This window comes from Franzmannia pantelleriensis (assembly GCF_900102875.1).
GTDB lineage: Bacteria > Pseudomonadota > Gammaproteobacteria > Pseudomonadales > Halomonadaceae > Franzmannia > Franzmannia pantelleriensis.
Genome location: NZ_FNGH01000002.1, coordinates 403,350 through 419,133 on the forward strand (window position 1 = coordinate 403,350; position 15,784 = coordinate 419,133).

Annotated in this window: 17 protein-coding genes and 1 tRNA gene; 13 read left to right on the forward strand and 5 right to left on the reverse strand. The window is 60.5% G+C overall.

The window, feature by feature from the left end; genetic code table 11:
- Nucleotides 1-17: 17 nt before the first annotated feature.
- Nucleotides 18-91: transfer RNA gene (locus BLT16_RS03870), tRNA-Gly, on the reverse strand.
- A 271-nt stretch (nucleotides 92-362) separates the two neighbouring features.
- On the reverse strand, nucleotides 363-779 hold the full coding sequence (locus BLT16_RS03875; RefSeq protein ID WP_089657203.1) for a CBS domain-containing protein: 417 nt from the start codon (nucleotides 777-779) through the stop codon (nucleotides 363-365).
- Between the two features lie 214 nt (nucleotides 780-993).
- On the opposite strand from BLT16_RS03875, the gene BLT16_RS03880 reads away from it, so the two are divergent.
- On the forward strand, nucleotides 994-1,296 hold the full coding sequence (locus BLT16_RS03880) for a hypothetical protein (protein WP_089657204.1): 303 nt from the start codon (nucleotides 994-996) through the stop codon (nucleotides 1,294-1,296).
- A gap of 9 nt (nucleotides 1,297-1,305) precedes the next feature.
- Here the strand turns inward: BLT16_RS03880 and glpD are convergent, their stop codons facing one another.
- Nucleotides 1,306-2,784, reverse strand: coding sequence for a glycerol-3-phosphate dehydrogenase (glpD, locus tag BLT16_RS03885; RefSeq protein ID WP_245701425.1), 1,479 nt, complete (start codon nucleotides 2,782-2,784; stop codon nucleotides 1,306-1,308).
- 504 nt (nucleotides 2,785-3,288) lie between these two features.
- Between glpD and BLT16_RS03890 the strand changes: the two genes are divergently transcribed.
- The 6 genes from BLT16_RS03890 (at nucleotide 3,289) to BLT16_RS03915 (ending at nucleotide 9,348) form a co-directional block, all read left to right on the forward strand.
- Nucleotides 3,289-4,377 (forward strand): ABC transporter ATP-binding protein, encoded by a 1,089-nt coding sequence (locus BLT16_RS03890; RefSeq protein ID WP_089657206.1) that lies wholly within the window; start codon nucleotides 3,289-3,291, stop codon nucleotides 4,375-4,377.
- Nucleotide 4,378: 1 nt separating this feature from the next.
- Nucleotides 4,379-5,479 carry an ABC transporter ATP-binding protein gene (locus tag BLT16_RS03895; protein WP_089657207.1) on the forward strand — a complete coding sequence of 367 codons (1,101 nt, stop codon included), beginning with the start codon at nucleotides 4,379-4,381 and terminating at the stop codon, nucleotides 5,477-5,479.
- Entirely contained in the window at nucleotides 5,472-6,359 is an 888-nt protein-coding gene (locus BLT16_RS03900) for a carbohydrate ABC transporter permease (protein ID WP_089657208.1), read from the forward strand. Before BLT16_RS03895 ends, BLT16_RS03900 begins: the two co-directional genes overlap by 8 nt.
- Before the next feature lie 148 nt (nucleotides 6,360-6,507).
- Nucleotides 6,508-7,260, forward strand: coding sequence for a carbohydrate ABC transporter permease (locus BLT16_RS03905; protein ID WP_089657290.1), 753 nt, complete (start codon nucleotides 6,508-6,510; stop codon nucleotides 7,258-7,260).
- Between the two features lie 13 nt (nucleotides 7,261-7,273).
- Nucleotides 7,274-7,546 (forward strand): DUF2160 domain-containing protein, encoded by a 273-nt coding sequence (locus BLT16_RS03910; RefSeq protein ID WP_089657209.1) that lies wholly within the window; start codon nucleotides 7,274-7,276, stop codon nucleotides 7,544-7,546.
- 62 nt (nucleotides 7,547-7,608) lie between these two features.
- Nucleotides 7,609-9,348: an ABC transporter substrate-binding protein gene (locus tag BLT16_RS03915; RefSeq protein ID WP_089657210.1), complete on the forward strand. Its 1,740-nt coding sequence runs from the start codon at nucleotides 7,609-7,611 to the stop codon at nucleotides 9,346-9,348.
- Between the two features lie 54 nt (nucleotides 9,349-9,402).
- Here the strand turns inward: BLT16_RS03915 and BLT16_RS03920 are convergent, their stop codons facing one another.
- Complete coding sequence (locus tag BLT16_RS03920) at nucleotides 9,403-9,843, reverse strand: DUF6314 family protein (RefSeq protein WP_089657211.1); 441 nt, start codon at nucleotides 9,841-9,843, stop codon at nucleotides 9,403-9,405.
- A gap of 46 nt (nucleotides 9,844-9,889) precedes the next feature.
- Between BLT16_RS03920 and BLT16_RS03925 the strand changes: the two genes are divergently transcribed.
- Nucleotides 9,890-10,771 (forward strand): carboxylate/amino acid/amine transporter, encoded by an 882-nt coding sequence (locus tag BLT16_RS03925; protein WP_089657212.1) that lies wholly within the window; start codon nucleotides 9,890-9,892, stop codon nucleotides 10,769-10,771.
- A 1-nt stretch (nucleotide 10,772) separates the two neighbouring features.
- Here BLT16_RS03925 and BLT16_RS03930 read toward each other — a convergent pair whose 3' ends face one another.
- Complete coding sequence (locus BLT16_RS03930; RefSeq protein WP_218124399.1) at nucleotides 10,773-11,543, reverse strand: DUF4394 domain-containing protein; 771 nt, start codon at nucleotides 11,541-11,543, stop codon at nucleotides 10,773-10,775.
- Between the two features lie 187 nt (nucleotides 11,544-11,730).
- Here BLT16_RS03930 and BLT16_RS03935 point away from each other — a divergent pair, with 187 nt between their 5' ends.
- From BLT16_RS03935 to BLT16_RS03955, 5 genes are all read left to right on the forward strand, one after another.
- Nucleotides 11,731-12,612, forward strand: coding sequence for an NAD(+) kinase (locus BLT16_RS03935; protein WP_089657213.1), 882 nt, complete (start codon nucleotides 11,731-11,733; stop codon nucleotides 12,610-12,612).
- A gap of 19 nt (nucleotides 12,613-12,631) precedes the next feature.
- Nucleotides 12,632-13,609, forward strand: a complete 978-nt coding sequence (locus tag BLT16_RS03940; RefSeq protein WP_089657292.1) for a metallophosphoesterase — start codon at nucleotides 12,632-12,634, stop codon at nucleotides 13,607-13,609.
- A gap of 206 nt (nucleotides 13,610-13,815) precedes the next feature.
- Nucleotides 13,816-14,670 carry a rhomboid family intramembrane serine protease gene (locus tag BLT16_RS03945; protein WP_089657214.1) on the forward strand — a complete coding sequence of 285 codons (855 nt, stop codon included), beginning with the start codon at nucleotides 13,816-13,818 and terminating at the stop codon, nucleotides 14,668-14,670.
- A gap of 28 nt (nucleotides 14,671-14,698) precedes the next feature.
- The gene (locus BLT16_RS03950; RefSeq protein ID WP_089657215.1) at nucleotides 14,699-14,950 is read left to right on the forward strand and encodes a YeaC family protein; all 252 of its coding nucleotides are present in this window, start codon (nucleotides 14,699-14,701) and stop codon (nucleotides 14,948-14,950) included.
- 11 nt (nucleotides 14,951-14,961) lie between these two features.
- On the forward strand, nucleotides 14,962-15,780 hold the full coding sequence (locus BLT16_RS03955) for a DUF2797 domain-containing protein (RefSeq protein WP_245701441.1): 819 nt from the start codon (nucleotides 14,962-14,964) through the stop codon (nucleotides 15,778-15,780).
- The last annotated feature ends 4 nt before the right edge of the window (nucleotides 15,781-15,784 follow it).

The following is a 15,784-nucleotide window of genomic DNA, read 5'->3' on the forward strand; positions in this document are numbered from 1 at the left end:
ACGGCTTGGGTGACTACTGGAGCGGGTGAAGGGAATCGAACCCTCGTCTTAAGCTTGGGAAGCTTCTGCTCTACCATTGAGCTACACCCGCTGGGCGCTTTCGATAGTAAATCCAGAGGCTTAGCCATGCAAGCTGCGGGACCCCATGCAGGAAAATTTCTCGCTGGGGTGAATCATTTCAAGAGCGGGTGGTCACAGTGGGTATAAGCACATTTCGTCGATAGCAGTCGCGAACCTCGTGCTTATGCTTACTTTCGATCTTGCCGCCACGTTCGCGCGTGGCGGCTTTTCTTTGTGCGTGGCTTACCCGGGGCGAACCAGAAACGCCGCCCGCGGGCGGCGTTTCTGGCCGTAATGCACGGTCAGTGCTTGTTCTTGCCGCGCATGCGCAGGATGGCCATCAGCACGTCGCGGCGGGTGACGATACCTACCAGGCGCTCCTGCTCGACGACCGGAAATACCTTGGGCTTGGTGCCGAGCATCTCCTGGGCGAGATCGGTGATGCTCTTGTTGGGCGTGACGGCGAGCACTTCGTGGCGCATCAGCTCCTTGACCAGCGGTGGCTCGTCGTCGAGGTAGGCGCTCTCCAGTACCTTGCCGAGCACGTCCTGCTCGGAGATGAAGCCGATCAGGTGATCGCGCTGGTCGACCACCGGTACCCCGGGTAAGCGGTGAAGGGCCAGGCCTTCGACCAGGGTATTCACCGAGGTGGTGGCAGTGACCCGGTAGCAGTCACGTGACATGATCTCGCGAACCGTAGTGGGGGCCTTGTTGGGCATGAACGATCTCCTTGTGCCGGTACGAGTGCCACGGAGGCAAACGTGTCTCGCGATTTCAGCATAGCTGAGTCCTGCATGGCGTAATGCGATAGGTGTAACACGTCTAGCCAACGTTATGGCCAGGCGCAGGTGGAACCCTGCCCGGACACACGACTCGAAAAGGGAGAAGCACGCCCCCAGGGGCTGCCTTGAATATGCCGCAAGGGGAAACGCGATGGATGCACGTCAGTATCTGGCCAAGAAAGGCCTGAACCTCGACAAGGACGACGATAAGCCCAACACCCTGGAGGAGCTTGCCTGGTCGCGTGCCCGTGAGGCCGGTCAGCACCGTCCGCGTAGCGGCACGCCCCACGACTGGGAGGATTGGGAGCGTTACCACGATACGCTGGCTGAGGGAGCCGAGGAGCTGGGCCAGAAGATTAACCATCAGGCGCACTTGCATTACTTGAACAAGGATGACGCAGAGGCCAACCAGCGAGAACTGTTGTCGCCGCTCAAGACGCGTTCGGATGACTGAGCCCGACGTTCAGGCAGGGCTTGTCAGCATACGCGAGGCGAGATAATCGTCGATATGCTGACGCTGCTCGGCGTCGAGCAACAGGCCAAGCTTGGTACGGCGCCAGATGATGTCGTCAGCGCAATGCGCCCACTCATGATCCATCAGATAATCTACCTCTCGCTGGCTCAGGCCGGCCCCAAAGTGCTCACCCAGCCCCTCTTCGTGCGTACAGTTGGCCAGGAAGCCTAGGCACAGGCTGCCATAGCTCGAGGCAAAGCGCCGCGCCCTGGCCTCGCCGAGAAACGGGTAGTCACGAATCAGTTGCGCACTGAACTCGCTCTGGGAGCGAATATCCCCCCCCGGCAACAGCGCCTCGGCCGTCCAACTGCGGCCCATCTCCGGTAACAGTTCCGCGACCTCACGGAGTGCTGCCTCGGCTAGCTTGCGGTAGGTAGTGATCTTGCCGCCGAAGATCGACAGCATCGGCGCGCCATGGCTGTCCAGGTCGAGGGTGTAATCACGCGTCATTGCCGATGGGTCGGTGGATTCGTCATCGCACAGCGGGCGCACCCCCGAGAAACTACTCAGCACGTCATCGCGACTAAGCTGCTGCTTGAAGTGGAAGTTGACCACATCAAGGATGTAGTCGGTCTCCTCATCGCTTACCGATACCCGCGAGGGGTCGCCGTCATAGCGCCTATCGGTGGTGCCGATCAGGCTGAAATCCTGATGATACGGCAATACGAACACGATCCGACCATCCTTGTTCTGCAGGATATAGGCGCGATCGTCGTGATTGAGGCGTGGCACGACCAGGTGGCTGCCCTGAATCATGCGGATGCCGTAGCGCGATTGGCGATGGGCGCTCTGGCGAATGAAGCTTTCGACCCAAGGCCCGGAGGCATTGACCAGCACCTTGGCATGTCGTACCGACTGCTCGCCGGTGAGGGTGTTCTCCAGGGTGATGACCCAGCGCCCCTGCTCCTCACGCGCATCGACACAGCGCGTACGTACTAGCACTTCAGCGCCATTGTGCTGGGCCTGCAGGGCGTTGAGCACTACCAGTCGCGCATCGTCGACCCAGCAATCAGAGTATTCGAAGCCCTGTACGATATCGGGATGCAGCGGACTCTCGGCATCGAAACGGACCCGCCGTGAGCCGGGCAGGCTATCTCGCTTGCCGAGATGGTCGTAGAGGAAGAGTCCGGCGCGAATCATCCATGCCGGCCGCAGGTGTGGCTGATGCGGCAGGATGAAGCGTAGCGGCCAGACGATGTGCGGCGCTTTGCGTAACAGTACCTCGCGCTCCTTGAGCGCCTCGCGGACCAGCCGAAACTCGCGATGCTCGAGATAGCGCAGCCCACCATGAATCAGCTTGCTGCTAGCCGACGATGTGGCGCTGGCCAGGTCAGCTTGTTCGCAGAGGCCGACCGCCAGGCCACGTCCTGCGGCATCATTGGCGATGCCGGTGCCATTGATCCCTCCGCCAATCACGAAGAGGTCCATACACGGTGTCGCTGAAGGTGAGGGCATGGCGCTATTCCGTCTGAGTCGTCGTGGGGTCGTCACATGGTGACAGATCTGAAAATGTGTGTTTGAAAACGAACATAGAAGAAAATCTAACGAACATCAAGCATTGCCAGACATTGCCCGTGCTTGAGAAGTAACGTATTGAAATATAGGGGATATGCCAGGCTATAGGCGCTATCCAAGCGCTGTGTTCGATGTCTTGCATGGTAAATAAAGTTATAAAAACCAGTGCTTTACCTTTTTTTCGGTGACCATGGGATGCCATGCAAACCGGCCTTCGGTTACAGGAGCGGCTTAGTCAAAAGTATAATGTCGATAAAAATTCATTTATAACAATGGCTTGAGCTATTTTTGTGAGTGTCGGCAGGAAGCGTTGCGGCGTGTTCGTAATTTCATGATTGTATGTTCGAACGAAACTGCACTAGGGTTCGAGAACGCAAGTGACGTCGTCACCCATACAACAATCACGATGAGTTCGGCATGTCCTTGATATTAGAAAATATCGATCATGTAGTCGGCGCCAGCACCCACATCGAGGGCGTTAGCCTTGAGCTGGCGCCTGGATCCTTCAACGTGCTGCTGGGGCGTACCCTGGCAGGCAAGACTACCCTGATGCGACTGATGGCGGGGCTCGAAGCGCCAACCCACGGCAAAGTGATGATGCACGGTCGCGATGTCACCGGGGTGCCGGTGCGCAAACGCAATGTGTCGATGGTGTATCAGCAGTTCATCAACTATCCGACCCTGAGCGTGTTCGATAACATCGCCTCGCCGCTGCAGTTGGCCAGGGTAGACAAGCAGGAGATTCGGCGCCGCGTCCATGAAACCGCTGAGATGCTGCATATCGAGCACCTACTGGATCGTTTCCCCCTCGAGCTTTCCGGTGGCCAGCAGCAGCGCACGGCGATGGGGCGGGCGCTGGTCAAGGACGCTGAGTTGATCCTGTTCGATGAGCCACTGGTCAATCTTGATTACAAGCTGCGCGAAGAGTTTCGCGACGAGTTGCGTGAACTGTTCAAGGCCAAGAACTGCATTGCGGTATATGCCACGACAGAACCCAACGAAGCCTTGGCGCTCGGCGGCCACACTGCGGTCCTGCATGAAGGGCGGCTGCTGCAGTACGGTCGCACCGAGGACGTCTATCACCGGCCCCGAGACATTCTCACCGCCGAGATGTTTTCCGAGCCGCCGATCAATGTGATGCCGGGGTTGGTCTCGGGCAGTGAAGTGTCATTCGATGACACGCTCTATTTCCCGGTCGATGAGGTCTTTTCGCGCCTAGATCCTGGCGCTTACCACTTCGGCGTACGCGCCTCGCATATCAGCTTGTCACGCTTGCATCCCACCGACCTGGAAGTAGAGGTGACCGTCGAACTGTCCGAGATCAGTGGCTCGGAAACCTTCCTGCACGTGCGTAACGATATTTTCTCACTGGTGCTGCATCTGGGTGGCGTGCATCGCTTCGAAACCGATCAGCGCATCACGGTTTTCCTACCGACTCACAAGATGTATGCCTTCGACCAGCACGGCGCCATTGTGCACGTGCCGAGCCATCGAGGAGGGCGCTGACATGGCCGAGATCATATTGAAGTCGCTAGCTCACAGTTATTCGGAGAATCCGTCTTCTCCCCAGGACTATGCCATTCGTGAAATGAGTCATACCTGGCATCAGGGCGGTGCCTATGCACTGCTGGGACCGTCTGGCTGTGGTAAATCGACGCTGCTCAATATCATTTCCGGGCTACTCAATCCCTCCGAAGGGGACGTGATATTTGACCAGCGTATCGTCAACGATCTTCCACCTGAAGAGCGCAATATCGCTCAAGTATTTCAGTTCCCAGTGGTCTACGACACCATGACGGTGTTCGACAACCTGGCCTTCCCTTTGCGTAATATCGGCACCCCGGAAAGCAAGGTAAAACCACGGGTCAGGGAGATTGCCGATATCCTCGACCTTACCGCTCAGCTTACCCGCAAGGCCAAGAACCTTACTGCCGACGAGAAGCAGAAGGTCTCCATGGGGCGCGGCTTAGTACGTGATGACGTGTCTGCGATTCTGTTCGACGAGCCGCTGACGGTGATCGACCCGCAGCTCAAGTGGAAGTTACGTCGCAAGCTTAAAGAGATTCACGAGCAGTTCAACATCACCATGATCTATGTCACTCACGATCAGCTCGAAGCCTCGACCTTCGCCGACAAGATCGCGGTGATGTACGCAGGGCAAGTCGTCCAGTTCGGCACGCCCACCGAGCTATTTGAAGCCCCCGCACATACCTTCGTTGGCTATTTCATTGGTAGCCCCGGCATGAATTTCATACCCGTCAGCGCCACGTCCGAAGCGTTGATGTACGGAGACCTTTCCATCCCGGTGGGACAGCGTCTGGTAGATGCCGCCCGCCGCTGCGGTACCGACAACCTCAAGCTGGGGATTCGCCCGGAATTCATCGAGGTGGCCGTCGCTCCCGGTGACGGTGATCTCGAGGTGAGCGTCAAGGACGTCCAGGACCTTGGCACCTACCGCATCATGTCCTGCTACCTGGGGGAGGAACTCTTCAAGGTTCGCTTGAACGAGGATCAGCCACTCCCTCACGGGTTGGCCTACCTGCGTTTTCCCGAGCGCTGGCTGGGGCTCTACGCCGACGAATACCGAGTGGAGATCGAGCATGGTTAATAAGGTATATAACAATAGAGCCTGGCTGCTGGTACTGCCGATGCTGGCGCTGGTGGCGTTTTCGGCCATCATTCCGCTGATGACAGTGGTCAATTACTCGGTGCAGGACGTCTTCGACGCCAATACCCGCTTCTTCACTGGCATAGAGTGGTTCGAACGTACGCTCAACGATGCCGGCCTCCAGGCGGCGCTGCTGCGCCAGTTCGCCTTCTCGTTCACTGTGCTGGCGATTCAGGTGCCGCTTGGCATCGGCATTGCGCTACTCATGCCCAAGCGCGGCTGGCAAGCCTCGGCGGTGTTGATTCTGATTACCCTGCCGCTACTGATTCCCTGGAACGTCGTTGGCAGTATCTGGCAGATATTCACCCGTGGTGATATCGGCTTGATGGGGGTCGGCCTGCGCGAACTCGGCTATGGCTACAACATTACCCGCAATCCGGTGGACGCCTGGGCGACCATTGTTCTGATGGATGTCTGGCACTGGACACCTCTGATCGCGCTGCTCTGCTACAGCGGCCTGCGCTCGATCCCTGAAGCCTACTACCAAGCGGCGCGCATCGATCGGGCATCCAAGTGGGCGGTGTTCCGCTACATCCAACTGCCCAAGCTGACCAATGTGCTGGTGATCGGCGTGCTATTGCGCTTCATGCACTCCTTCATGATCTATGCTGAGCCCTTCGTGCTCACCGGCGGTGGGCCGGGGAGTAGCACCACCTTCCTCAGCCAATCTTTGGCTACCATGGCGATTGGCCAACAGGATCTAGGGCCCTCGGCGGCATTCTCACTGATCTACTTCCTTATCATTCTTCTGGTCTGCTGGGTGTTCTACACCGCCATCATGAACATGCAGAAAGACAAAGCCGAGCGGGGAGGCGTTTGATATGAACCAGCGAATCGACACTCACGTCGAGCAGGCGGGTGCGCCTCAAGGGCAGTCCAGCGGCCAGTTCCAGCGCGCCGAAGCGAGCAAGCGCGGACGCTCACGGCTACGCCCGCGAACGCTGCTGGCGATCTATCTGGTGTTCATCATGCTGCCGATCTACTGGCTGCTGAACATGTCCTTTCAGACCAACAGCGAAATTCTCGGTTCTTTCTCGCTGTGGCCGCAGAACTTTACTACGGCCAACTATATGGGCATCTTCACCGACTCCTCCTGGTACATGGGCTATGTCAACTCCATCGGCTATGTGCTGATGAACATGTTGATCAGCATCTCGGTGGCCTTGCCGGCGGCCTATGCCTTCAGTCGCTTTCGCTTCATTGGCGACAAGCATCTGTTCTTCTGGCTGTTGACCAACCTGATGGCGCCGCCGGCGGTATTTCTGCTGCCTTACTTCCAGCTCTACTACTCGGTGGGACTGTTCGATACCCATATTGCCGTGGCCCTGGCGCACTGTCTGTTCAATATCCCGCTGGCGATCTGGATTCTCGAGGGTTTCATGAGCAGCGTGCCCAAGGAGGTTGATGAAACCGCCTACATTGACGGCTATAGCTTCCCACGCTTCTTCGTCAAGATCTTCATTCCGATGATCCGCTCTGGGATAGGCGTGACGCTGTTCTTCCTGTTCATGTTCTCGTGGGTCGAACTGCTCCTGGCCAGGACTCTCACCGCCACCAATGCCCAACCAATTGGCATGATCATGACCCGCACCTCGACCGCTTCGGGGATCGATTGGGGCACACTGGCGGCGGCAGGGGTGCTGACCATCCTGCCGGGCATCGTGGTGGTCTATTTCGTTCGCAACCATATCGCCAAGGGCTTTGCCCTGGGCCGCACCTGAGGGGGATACGCAGATGGCATGGATGGTCTGGACCCTACCCACGGCGGTGTTCTTCTCGACGATTGCCGCGATTCTTGCCGGCATGACGGCCTGGGAAGTGATTTCACCCACGGTGGAGCGCAAGGGCTTTCTGCCGATCGCTACCACCCGCGGTGATCGCCTGTTCATCGGGCTGCTGAGCGCGGCCTACATCCACCTGATCGTGGTGGGCTTCACCGACATCACGATCTGGTTCGCCCTGGCCTTATCGGTAGTTTGGCTACTGATATTGATGCGCTGGGGGTGAGACGAAGTACACGGATGGATTTCGCGTCAAGGAAGACAACAATAAGCAATAACGAGGTCATCATGAAACATACCAGGATGAAACTGACGGTGCTCGCCAGCAGCCTGATGCTCGCCTCGGCGGCGCTGCACGCTGACAACCACGATGCCAGGGCCATCGCCGAAAGGCTGGTGGATGAACACTTCCAGAACTCCACGCTATCCCGCGAGGAGCAGATCGAGGAACTGCTGTGGTTTGCCGAGGCGGCCGAGCCGTTCCGCGGCATGTCGATCAGTACCGTCGCCGAGGGGCTTGCGACACACGAGTACGAGCGTGATGTCCTGGCCGAAGCCTTCACCGAACTGACCGGTATCGAGGTCACCCACAACATCATCAATGAGGGTGATCTGGTCGATACCATGCAGAACCAGATGCAGTCGGGTAACAGCATCTACGACGGCTTCATCAACGATTCCGATGCCATCGGTACGCATATCCGCTACGGCACCACCATTAACCTTTCCGAGGCAATGGAGAACGAGTGGGCGGACTTCACGTCGCCGACCCTGGATCTCGATGACTTCATCGGCATCCAGTACACCACTGGGCCGGACGGCAGCATCTACCAGCTGCCGTCGCAGCAGTTCGCGAACCTCTACTGGTTCCGCTATGACTGGTTCCAGCGTGAAGACCTGCAGGAGCAGTTCCGCGACATTTACGGCTACGACCTGGGCGTGCCTACCAACTGGACCGCCTATGAAGAGATTGCCGAATTCTTCACCGAGCACGTTGGTGAAATAGATGGCCAGCGCGTCTATGGTCACATGGACTATGGCCGCCGCGACCCGTCGCTGGGGTGGCGCTTCCATGACTCCTGGCTCTCCATGGCCGGCATGGGTAGCCCTGGGGTGCCGTTCGGTAACCCGGTGGACGACTGGGGCATCCGTGTCGACGAAGAGAGCCGTCCGGTGGGCGCCAGCGTAACTCGCGGCGGTGGCACCAACGCCCCGGCCTCGGTGTTCGCCATGCAGAAAGCGGTGGACTGGCTCAACGCCTACGCCCCGGAAGAGGCCCAGGGCATGACCTTCGGCGAGGCTGGCCCGGTACCGGCACAGGGGCAGATCGCCCAGCAGATCTTCTGGTATACCGCCTTCACCGCCGACATGACCGACCCCAGCGTGCCGGTCACCGATGACGAAGGGAACCCCAAGTGGCGGATGGCACCGTCTCCGGTCGGGCCGTACTGGGAAGAGGGCATGAAGGTTGGTTATCAGGACGTGGGGTCCTGGACCTTCTTCGACTCCACGCCTGAGGATCGTCGCACAGCGGCCTGGCTGTTCGGCCAGTTCACCGTCTCCAAGTCGGTGTCGCTGGAGAAACTCATGCACGGGCTGACGCCGATTCGCGAGTCTGACATCTTCTCCGATCAGATGACCGAGCTGGCGCCCAAGCTGGGCGGCCTGGTGGAATTCTACCGCAGCCCCAACGAGTCCAACTGGACGCCGACCGGCACCAACGTCCCTGACTATCCGCGCATGGCACCGCTGTGGTGGCAAAACCTGGCACCGGTGATGAGCGGTGAGGTTACACCCCAGGAAGGCCTCGACAATCTGGCCGGTGCACTGGACGACATCATGGCGCGTCTGGCGCGGGCCAACGTCTTCGAGACCTATGCGCCGGTGCTCAACGACGAGCAGGATCCGGAGTACTGGTTCGAGCAGGCCGGTGCACCCAAGCCGCAGCTTGATGACGAAATGCCCCAGGGCACCACGATCCCCTACGAGCAGATGATGGAAGAGTGGATGGCCGCCGGTACCCGTTGATCGGTCGCGCCTAGCCTCCCTTGCCCCGCACGGTTCAGCCCGGCGGGGCTTTTTTCATGCCTGGCGATAGCGGTAGTAGAGTCGCTCGTCCTTGCGCGGGCCGCTGATCTGCCAGTCCAGGTCGATACCAGCGTCGCGCAGGGTCAGCTTGGCGGTGTACTGATCATCGCCGCACAGGTGGGCCTGGTGGGCCACCAGGGCATCGCCCCCGGGGGCTGCGATCAGGTTGAATAGCCACACGGCATGCTCTTTTCCGCGGCGCTCGTGATAGAGGCCAATATGGTCGTTGTGCAGCGACCAGCGGTAGACGTTGTGGAACGCTACTTCCGCGCCGCCCTGGTCTAGCCGGAAGCGCCCCTGCTCATGAAAGCGCAGGCCGTCGGGGTCACGGCTGACCGTCACGCCGCCCTGGCCGCTGCCGCTCCAAGCGCAGCGCGAGAGTTCGCCGGAGCGAGAGTCGAAGCTGACCCGCGCGATGCTGGTCAGGCGTTGCATGACGCGTATAATGGCTGTCAACTTTTATGCATCCGAGGGTTTACCAATGGGGTATTTGATCGGCGTCACGGCGCTGTGGGCCTTCTCGTTTTCGCTGATCGGCGTCTATCTGTCGGGGCAGGTCGATAGCTACTTCGCGGTGCTCACGCGAATCGCGCTGGCGACACTGCTGTTTCTGCCGTTTCTCAAGCCGCAACTGCTGGCACATCGCCATAAGTTGGCGCTGATGGGCATTGGGGCGATCCAGTTGGGGCTGATGTACGTATTCTTCTACCAGTCGTTCCTGCTGCTGTCGGTGCCCGAAGTACTACTGTTCACCATCTTTACGCCGCTGTATATCACCCTGCTGGACGATGCCATGGCGCGGCGTTTTACGCCATTCTATCTGCTGACCGCGTTGCTCGCCGTTATCGGCGCCGCGGTGATTCGCTATGACGGTATCGACAGCGGCTTCTGGCTGGGTTTCCTGGTGGTGCAGGGAGCCAACCTGTGCTTCGCCTTCGGTCAGGTTGCTTATCGACACCTGGCCACACGGCTGCCCCCGGGACTACCGCAACTGAGCGTGTTCGGCTGGTTCTATCTGGGCGCGGTGTGCCTGGCGATAGTGGCTTACCTCGCCTTTGGGAATCGCAGCATGATGCCGACCACGGGGCTACAGTGGAGCGTATTGATGTGGCTCGGCCTGGCGGCGTCGGGAGGCGGTTACTTCCTGTGGAACAAGGGGGCGACGCTGGTCAATGCCGGGGCGCTGGCAATCATGAACAATGCGCTGATTCCTGCCGGCCTCTTGGTCAATCTAGTGATCTGGAACCGTGATGCCGACCTGGCGCGGCTGGCGCTGGGCGGTACGATCATGCTCGCGTCGTTGCTGGTCAACGAGTGGTGGGTCAAGCGCCGGCAGAGCGCGGAGCTATACCGGCAGGCCTGAATCACATCTCGTGCATTACCGCGATGTCGAGCACCTCGCCCTCGAGCCCTTCAATGTCGCCGAGGGTATCGGGGCTGCCGCTGTCGAGATCGATCACATGCAGCGTCATGCCGGTGAGCAGGTAGGCGGTGTTACCACCCATGCCATCCGAGAGAATGTCCAGCGAGGCATTCTCCAGCCCTTCGGTGATCATGCCCACGTCCTGAAGCACGCCGTCGTTGGGCGGGTCCTGCAGCAGCAGATGACCGTTGCCGATATCGACGTTGAACAGCTGGGTGCTCTCGGTGCCGTCGAAACTATTGGTGTAGGCGCCGGTGACTACCCTTGGCATCTCGTCTCCCTCCGCGTAGCCCAGGGTGCCATCCACGGCCACTTCCCCGGTATCCACGTTGACGCGGAAGTTGGTGCCATCGGCGGCCATCAGTCGCAGTCGGTCAGCGGCGGGGTTGAAGTCGAGTACCAGCGGACCGTCCAGCGGCAGCATTTCACCGAGCATCACGCCTTGAGTGGCCTCGCCGCTGGCCGGGTCGAGGGTATACAAGTGCTGGTCGTCACCGAGCGCATAGACCATACCATTGGCGGGGCGTACATCAATGCCAAGCAGTGTGGCACCCTGCACCTCGGCGTTATGAGTCACCTCCAGTGTGTCGGTGTCGATGTGCTGAAGGGCGCCGTCGCTGCCCAGGGCCAGAAGGGTGGCGCCGTGCGCACTGGCCGTGGCAGTGGCGCCGACCATCAGGGTGGCCAGCAGGGTCTTCTTGTGTAGCATCATGACAATTGTCCTCTCATCCAAATGAGTTTCTGATTTGAAGCGGGGATTTCCCCTTGCAGCGTAGTGCTGCAACCAGGGATACGCGGCAGGCTGGCAAGTGGATGCAGGAGACTGAAAAAAGAGCCGCGCGTTTGCCCGGGCAGGGGCCAAACCGCATAATGATCGGCCTCGGCACAGGGGCGATAACATGACCAATTTCAAGACCATCGGCCTGATAGGCCGGTTGGGCAGCGCCAAGGTGGTGGACACGCTCAAGCGGCTGATTCGCTTTCTCGACGACCACGGCTATACGCTGGTGATCGAGGACCGTACCGCGACGGTGCTGCTCGACCATGGCCACCGCGAGGCGAGCCGTCAGACGCTTGGTGAGATCTGCGACCTGGTGATCGTCGTCGGCGGTGACGGCAGCCTGCTGGGAGCTGGCCGGGCGATGTCCCGAACCGGCACCCCGGTGCTAGGCGTCAATCGTGGGCGGCTGGGATTTCTCACCGATATTTCGCCCAACGAGCTGGAGGAGCGCGTCGGCGAAGTGCTGGCCGGCCACTACGAGGTTGAGGAGCGCTTCCTGCTCGACGCCGAGGTGTACCGCGATGATGTGCTAGTGGGCGCCGCCGACGCCCTCAACGACGTGGTGATGCATCCCGGCAAGGCGGTGCGGATGATCGAATTCGAGCTGTTCATCGACGGTCACTTCGTCTATAGCCAGCGTAGCGATGGTCTGATCATCGCCACACCGACCGGCTCCACCGCCTATGCGCTGTCTGGCGGAGGCCCGATCATGCACCCCAAGCTTGACGCTATCACCCTGGTGCCGATGTTCCCGCATACGCTGTCGAGCCGGCCAATCGTGGTGGACGCGGCGTCCGAGATCCGCATTCACATCGGCGAGACCAATGAGGCCTATCCCCACGTCAGCTGTGACGGGCAGACCAAAGTGGTCTCCAAACCGGACGACATTCTCTACGTGCGGCGTAAACCGCAGCGCCTGACGCTGCTGCACCCCCACGGCTACAACTACTACGAAGTGTGTCGTAGCAAACTCGGCTGGAGCAGCCGGTTGGGAGATTGAGGTGAGCTTGGCGTCCACTATCGAAGGCTACGACCTGATCGGCGATGTGCACGGCTGTGGGGCGACGCTGGCCGCGCTGCTCGAGAAGCTCGGTTACCATCAGCGCGGCGGCGTTTATCGCCACCCGCGACGCAAGGTGATCTTCCTCGGTGACCTGATCGACCGCGGGCCGCGGATTCGTCTCGCCGTGAATATTGCGCGACGCATGGTCGAGGAGGGTGAAGCGCAGATCGTCATGGGCAACCATGAATACAACGCCCTGGCCTACTGTCACCGCCTCGGTGATCACGGTTGGCTGCGCCCGCATACGCCGCGTCACAATCGCATCATCATGAATACCCTCGAGCAGTACCGTGACCATCCCGGCGAGTGGGACGACGTGTTGGGCTGGTTCATGCAGATCCCGCTGTTTCTCGATCTCGACGAGCTGCGTGTGGTGCACGCCTGCTGGGATCAGCCGCTGATCGATGCGCTGCGTCGCGAGCGTCCCGATGGGCGCCTCGACCAGGCCATGCTCGAGGCGTCGGTGGATCCGGATACCCTGGCCTTTCGCGCCCTCGACCGTCTGACCCGCGGCAGCCACCTGCCGCTGCCCGAAGGTACCGAGATTCACTCCGGTGACGGTTTCACGCGCAAGACCTTTCGCACTCACTTCTGGGCGCGCGATCCACAGTGCTATGGCGATGTGATCTTCCAGCCCGACAACCTGCCTGGTGACCTCGAGCTGCGACCGCTGAGCGATGCCGAGCGCCAGCGTCTCAGCTACTACGGCCCCGAGCAGCCACCGCTGTTCATCGGCCACTACTGGTGTGAGGGCATCCCGGCGCTGCCGACGCCGAACATCGCCTGCCTCGACTACAGCGCAGTGAAGTTCGGCCGCCTGGTGGCCTATCGCTGGAGCGGTGAGCAGCGCCTGGATGCCAATCATTTTGTCTGGGTCAGCGTGCCCCGCGAGGAGCAGTCGCGTCCACTGCCTTGGGAAATCGACTTCGATTGACCTGACACAAAATGTTACACATTTTTTTATGTCGCGCGGTGAACTCATGCCTGCTGGGGCTATCAGAGTAAGTGTTCCCTTGAATGATCCCTTGCTTTTCGATCCGGCGGCCCCCTCCGCCGGATTTTTTCTGTGCGTCGGGTATCATGGGCGACCTATGTCGGCTATACAGCGCCGATAGGCGCCGTCGAGTAAAGGAAGACGCCATGTACAAGGTGCTTGAACTGCCCCGCGATACCGATACCCGCCCGCTGCGCGAGGCACTATGGGCGCACCGCATCGGCCATCGCTTCACCGAGAACGAGCACGGCTATACCCTGTGGCTGGCCGACCTCGAGCAGCGCGAGGCGCTGATGGAACTGCTCGAGCGCTGGCGCAACGGCGAGGCGATCATGCCTCAGGGCAAGCGCCGCGCGGACACCGTTTCCGGTGCTGCGTCGCTGGCCACCCCATTTACCCTGGCACCGGTCACTGCTGCCTGCGTGGCCTTGAGCCTGGCGGTATTTGGGCTGATGGCAGTGTTTGGCGATCTGGTCATCGCGCTGTTGGCGATCGTGCCGCTGGGGGTGTCCAACGGCAGCCTGGTGGCCATGCCGCTGAGCGAGGCGCTCGCCTCGGGGCAGGTGTGGCGGCTGCTGTCGCCGGCCTTCCTGCATTTTGGATGGATGCACCTGATCTTCAACATGCTGTGGCTGTGGTACTTCGGCCGCCAGGTAGAGTCGCTGCAGGGCTCACGGCAGATATTGATGCTGGTGCTGGTCAGCGGCATCGGCGCCAATCTGGCCCAGTATGCCACCGGTACGGTGCTGTTCGGCGGCATGTCAGGCGTTGACTATGCGCTGCTCGGCTATGTGTGGCTGATGTCGCGCCGCGCCCCACATAGCGGCTTCTTCGTGCCGCAGATGCTGGTGGTGTTCATGCTCGGCTGGATGGTCTTCACCATGACCGGCTTTGCCGGCACGGTCGGTTTCGGCAATGTGGCCAACGAGGCCCATATCGGCGGGCTGGCGGTAGGTCTGTTGCTGGGCTGGTACTATAGCGAGCGGGCGCGGCGCCGCTGAGCGTTGCGGGCGCGAACAGGAGAGAGCAATGAGTGAGATGACTTTCGACCGCATGGTGCAGCAGATGTCGCCGGCGATCTACACGAGCCTCAAGCAGGCAGTGGCGCTACGTAAATGGCCCGACGGGAGAGTGCTCAGCGCCGAGCAGGTCGAGCTGTGCCTGGAGGCGGTGATCAAGTATGAAGTCGAGCACGAGGTTCCGGCCGAGGAGCGCGTCGGCTACCTGGAGCGTACCAGCTGCAGCAGCGACGGCGAGGACAGCATTAAGTGGGTGAACTGATCGATACCGCGATGCAGGGCTGTTTGACCAAGATGGCGATCACTCCCGGCAGTGGCGATACGCCTGCTCAGTATACGCTGCGCGCGGGTGAGGCACGCCTCGACCTCAATGCACGCCTCGGCCAGCCGCTGGCGCTGCACTACACTGGCGCCATCGCCTGCACGCACTGCGGGCGCGCGACGCGCAAGAGCTTCGCCCAGGGCTATTGCTACCCGTGCTTCAAGAAGCTTGCCCAATGCGACACCTGCATCGTCAAGCCCGAGACCTGCCACTTCGATGCCGGGACCTGCCGCGAACCGGAGTGGGCCGAGCGTCACTGTTTCCAGCCCCACGTGGTCTATCTGGCCAACTCGTCGGGGCTCAAGGTGGGCATTACCCGTGCTACCCAGATGCCGACACGCTGGCTCGATCAGGGCGCGATCCAGGCGCTACCGATCATGGAAGTGGATACTCGCCAGCAGTCGGGATTCGTCGAGATGCTGTTCAAGGAGCAGGTCGCCGACCGCACCAACTGGCGTGCGATGCTCAAGGGCGAGGTCGAGCCGCTTGACCTGATCGCCGAGCGCGACCGCCTGATGGCCAGCCTCGACAGCGGCCTGGCCGGCCTGCGCGAGCGCTTCGGCACCGATAGCCTGCGTCCGCTCGATGCCACACCGCTGCACTTCGACTATCCGGTGCTCGAGCATCCGCGCAAGATCGTCTCGCACAACTTCGACAAGCAGCCCGAGGTCGCCGGCACCCTGCTGGGTCTCAAGGGCCAGTACCTGTTGCTCGACACCGGTGTGATCAACCTGCGCAAGTTCACCGGCTACGAGGTCAGCGTCGCCTGATGAC

Excerpts from the sequence above, each read along its gene's own strand:
- BLT16_RS03875 (WP_089657203.1), bottom strand. The coding sequence starts at position 779 with ATGCCCAACAAGGCCCCCACTACGGTTCGCGAGATCATGTCACGTGAC.
- BLT16_RS03880 (WP_089657204.1), top strand. The coding sequence starts at position 994 with ATGGATGCACGTCAGTATCTGGCCAAGAAAGGCCTGAACCTCGACAAG.
- glpD (WP_245701425.1), bottom strand. The coding sequence starts at position 2,784 with ATGGACCTCTTCGTGATTGGCGGAGGGATCAATGGCACCGGCATCGCC.
- BLT16_RS03890 (WP_089657206.1), top strand. The coding sequence starts at position 3,289 with ATGTCCTTGATATTAGAAAATATCGATCATGTAGTCGGCGCCAGCACC.
- BLT16_RS03895 (WP_089657207.1), top strand. The coding sequence starts at position 4,379 with ATGGCCGAGATCATATTGAAGTCGCTAGCTCACAGTTATTCGGAGAAT.
- BLT16_RS03900 (WP_089657208.1), top strand. The coding sequence starts at position 5,472 with ATGGTTAATAAGGTATATAACAATAGAGCCTGGCTGCTGGTACTGCCG.
- BLT16_RS03905 (WP_089657290.1), top strand. The coding sequence starts at position 6,508 with ATGCTGCCGATCTACTGGCTGCTGAACATGTCCTTTCAGACCAACAGC.
- BLT16_RS03910 (WP_089657209.1), top strand. The coding sequence starts at position 7,274 with ATGGCATGGATGGTCTGGACCCTACCCACGGCGGTGTTCTTCTCGACG.
- BLT16_RS03915 (WP_089657210.1), top strand. The coding sequence starts at position 7,609 with ATGAAACATACCAGGATGAAACTGACGGTGCTCGCCAGCAGCCTGATG.
- BLT16_RS03920 (WP_089657211.1), bottom strand. The coding sequence starts at position 9,843 with ATGCAACGCCTGACCAGCATCGCGCGGGTCAGCTTCGACTCTCGCTCC.
- BLT16_RS03925 (WP_089657212.1), top strand. The coding sequence starts at position 9,890 with ATGGGGTATTTGATCGGCGTCACGGCGCTGTGGGCCTTCTCGTTTTCG.
- BLT16_RS03930 (WP_218124399.1), bottom strand. The coding sequence starts at position 11,543 with ATGATGCTACACAAGAAGACCCTGCTGGCCACCCTGATGGTCGGCGCC.
- BLT16_RS03935 (WP_089657213.1), top strand. The coding sequence starts at position 11,731 with ATGACCAATTTCAAGACCATCGGCCTGATAGGCCGGTTGGGCAGCGCC.
- BLT16_RS03945 (WP_089657214.1), top strand. The coding sequence starts at position 13,816 with ATGTACAAGGTGCTTGAACTGCCCCGCGATACCGATACCCGCCCGCTG.
- BLT16_RS03950 (WP_089657215.1), top strand. The coding sequence starts at position 14,699 with ATGAGTGAGATGACTTTCGACCGCATGGTGCAGCAGATGTCGCCGGCG.
- BLT16_RS03955 (WP_245701441.1), top strand. The coding sequence starts at position 14,962 with ATGCAGGGCTGTTTGACCAAGATGGCGATCACTCCCGGCAGTGGCGAT.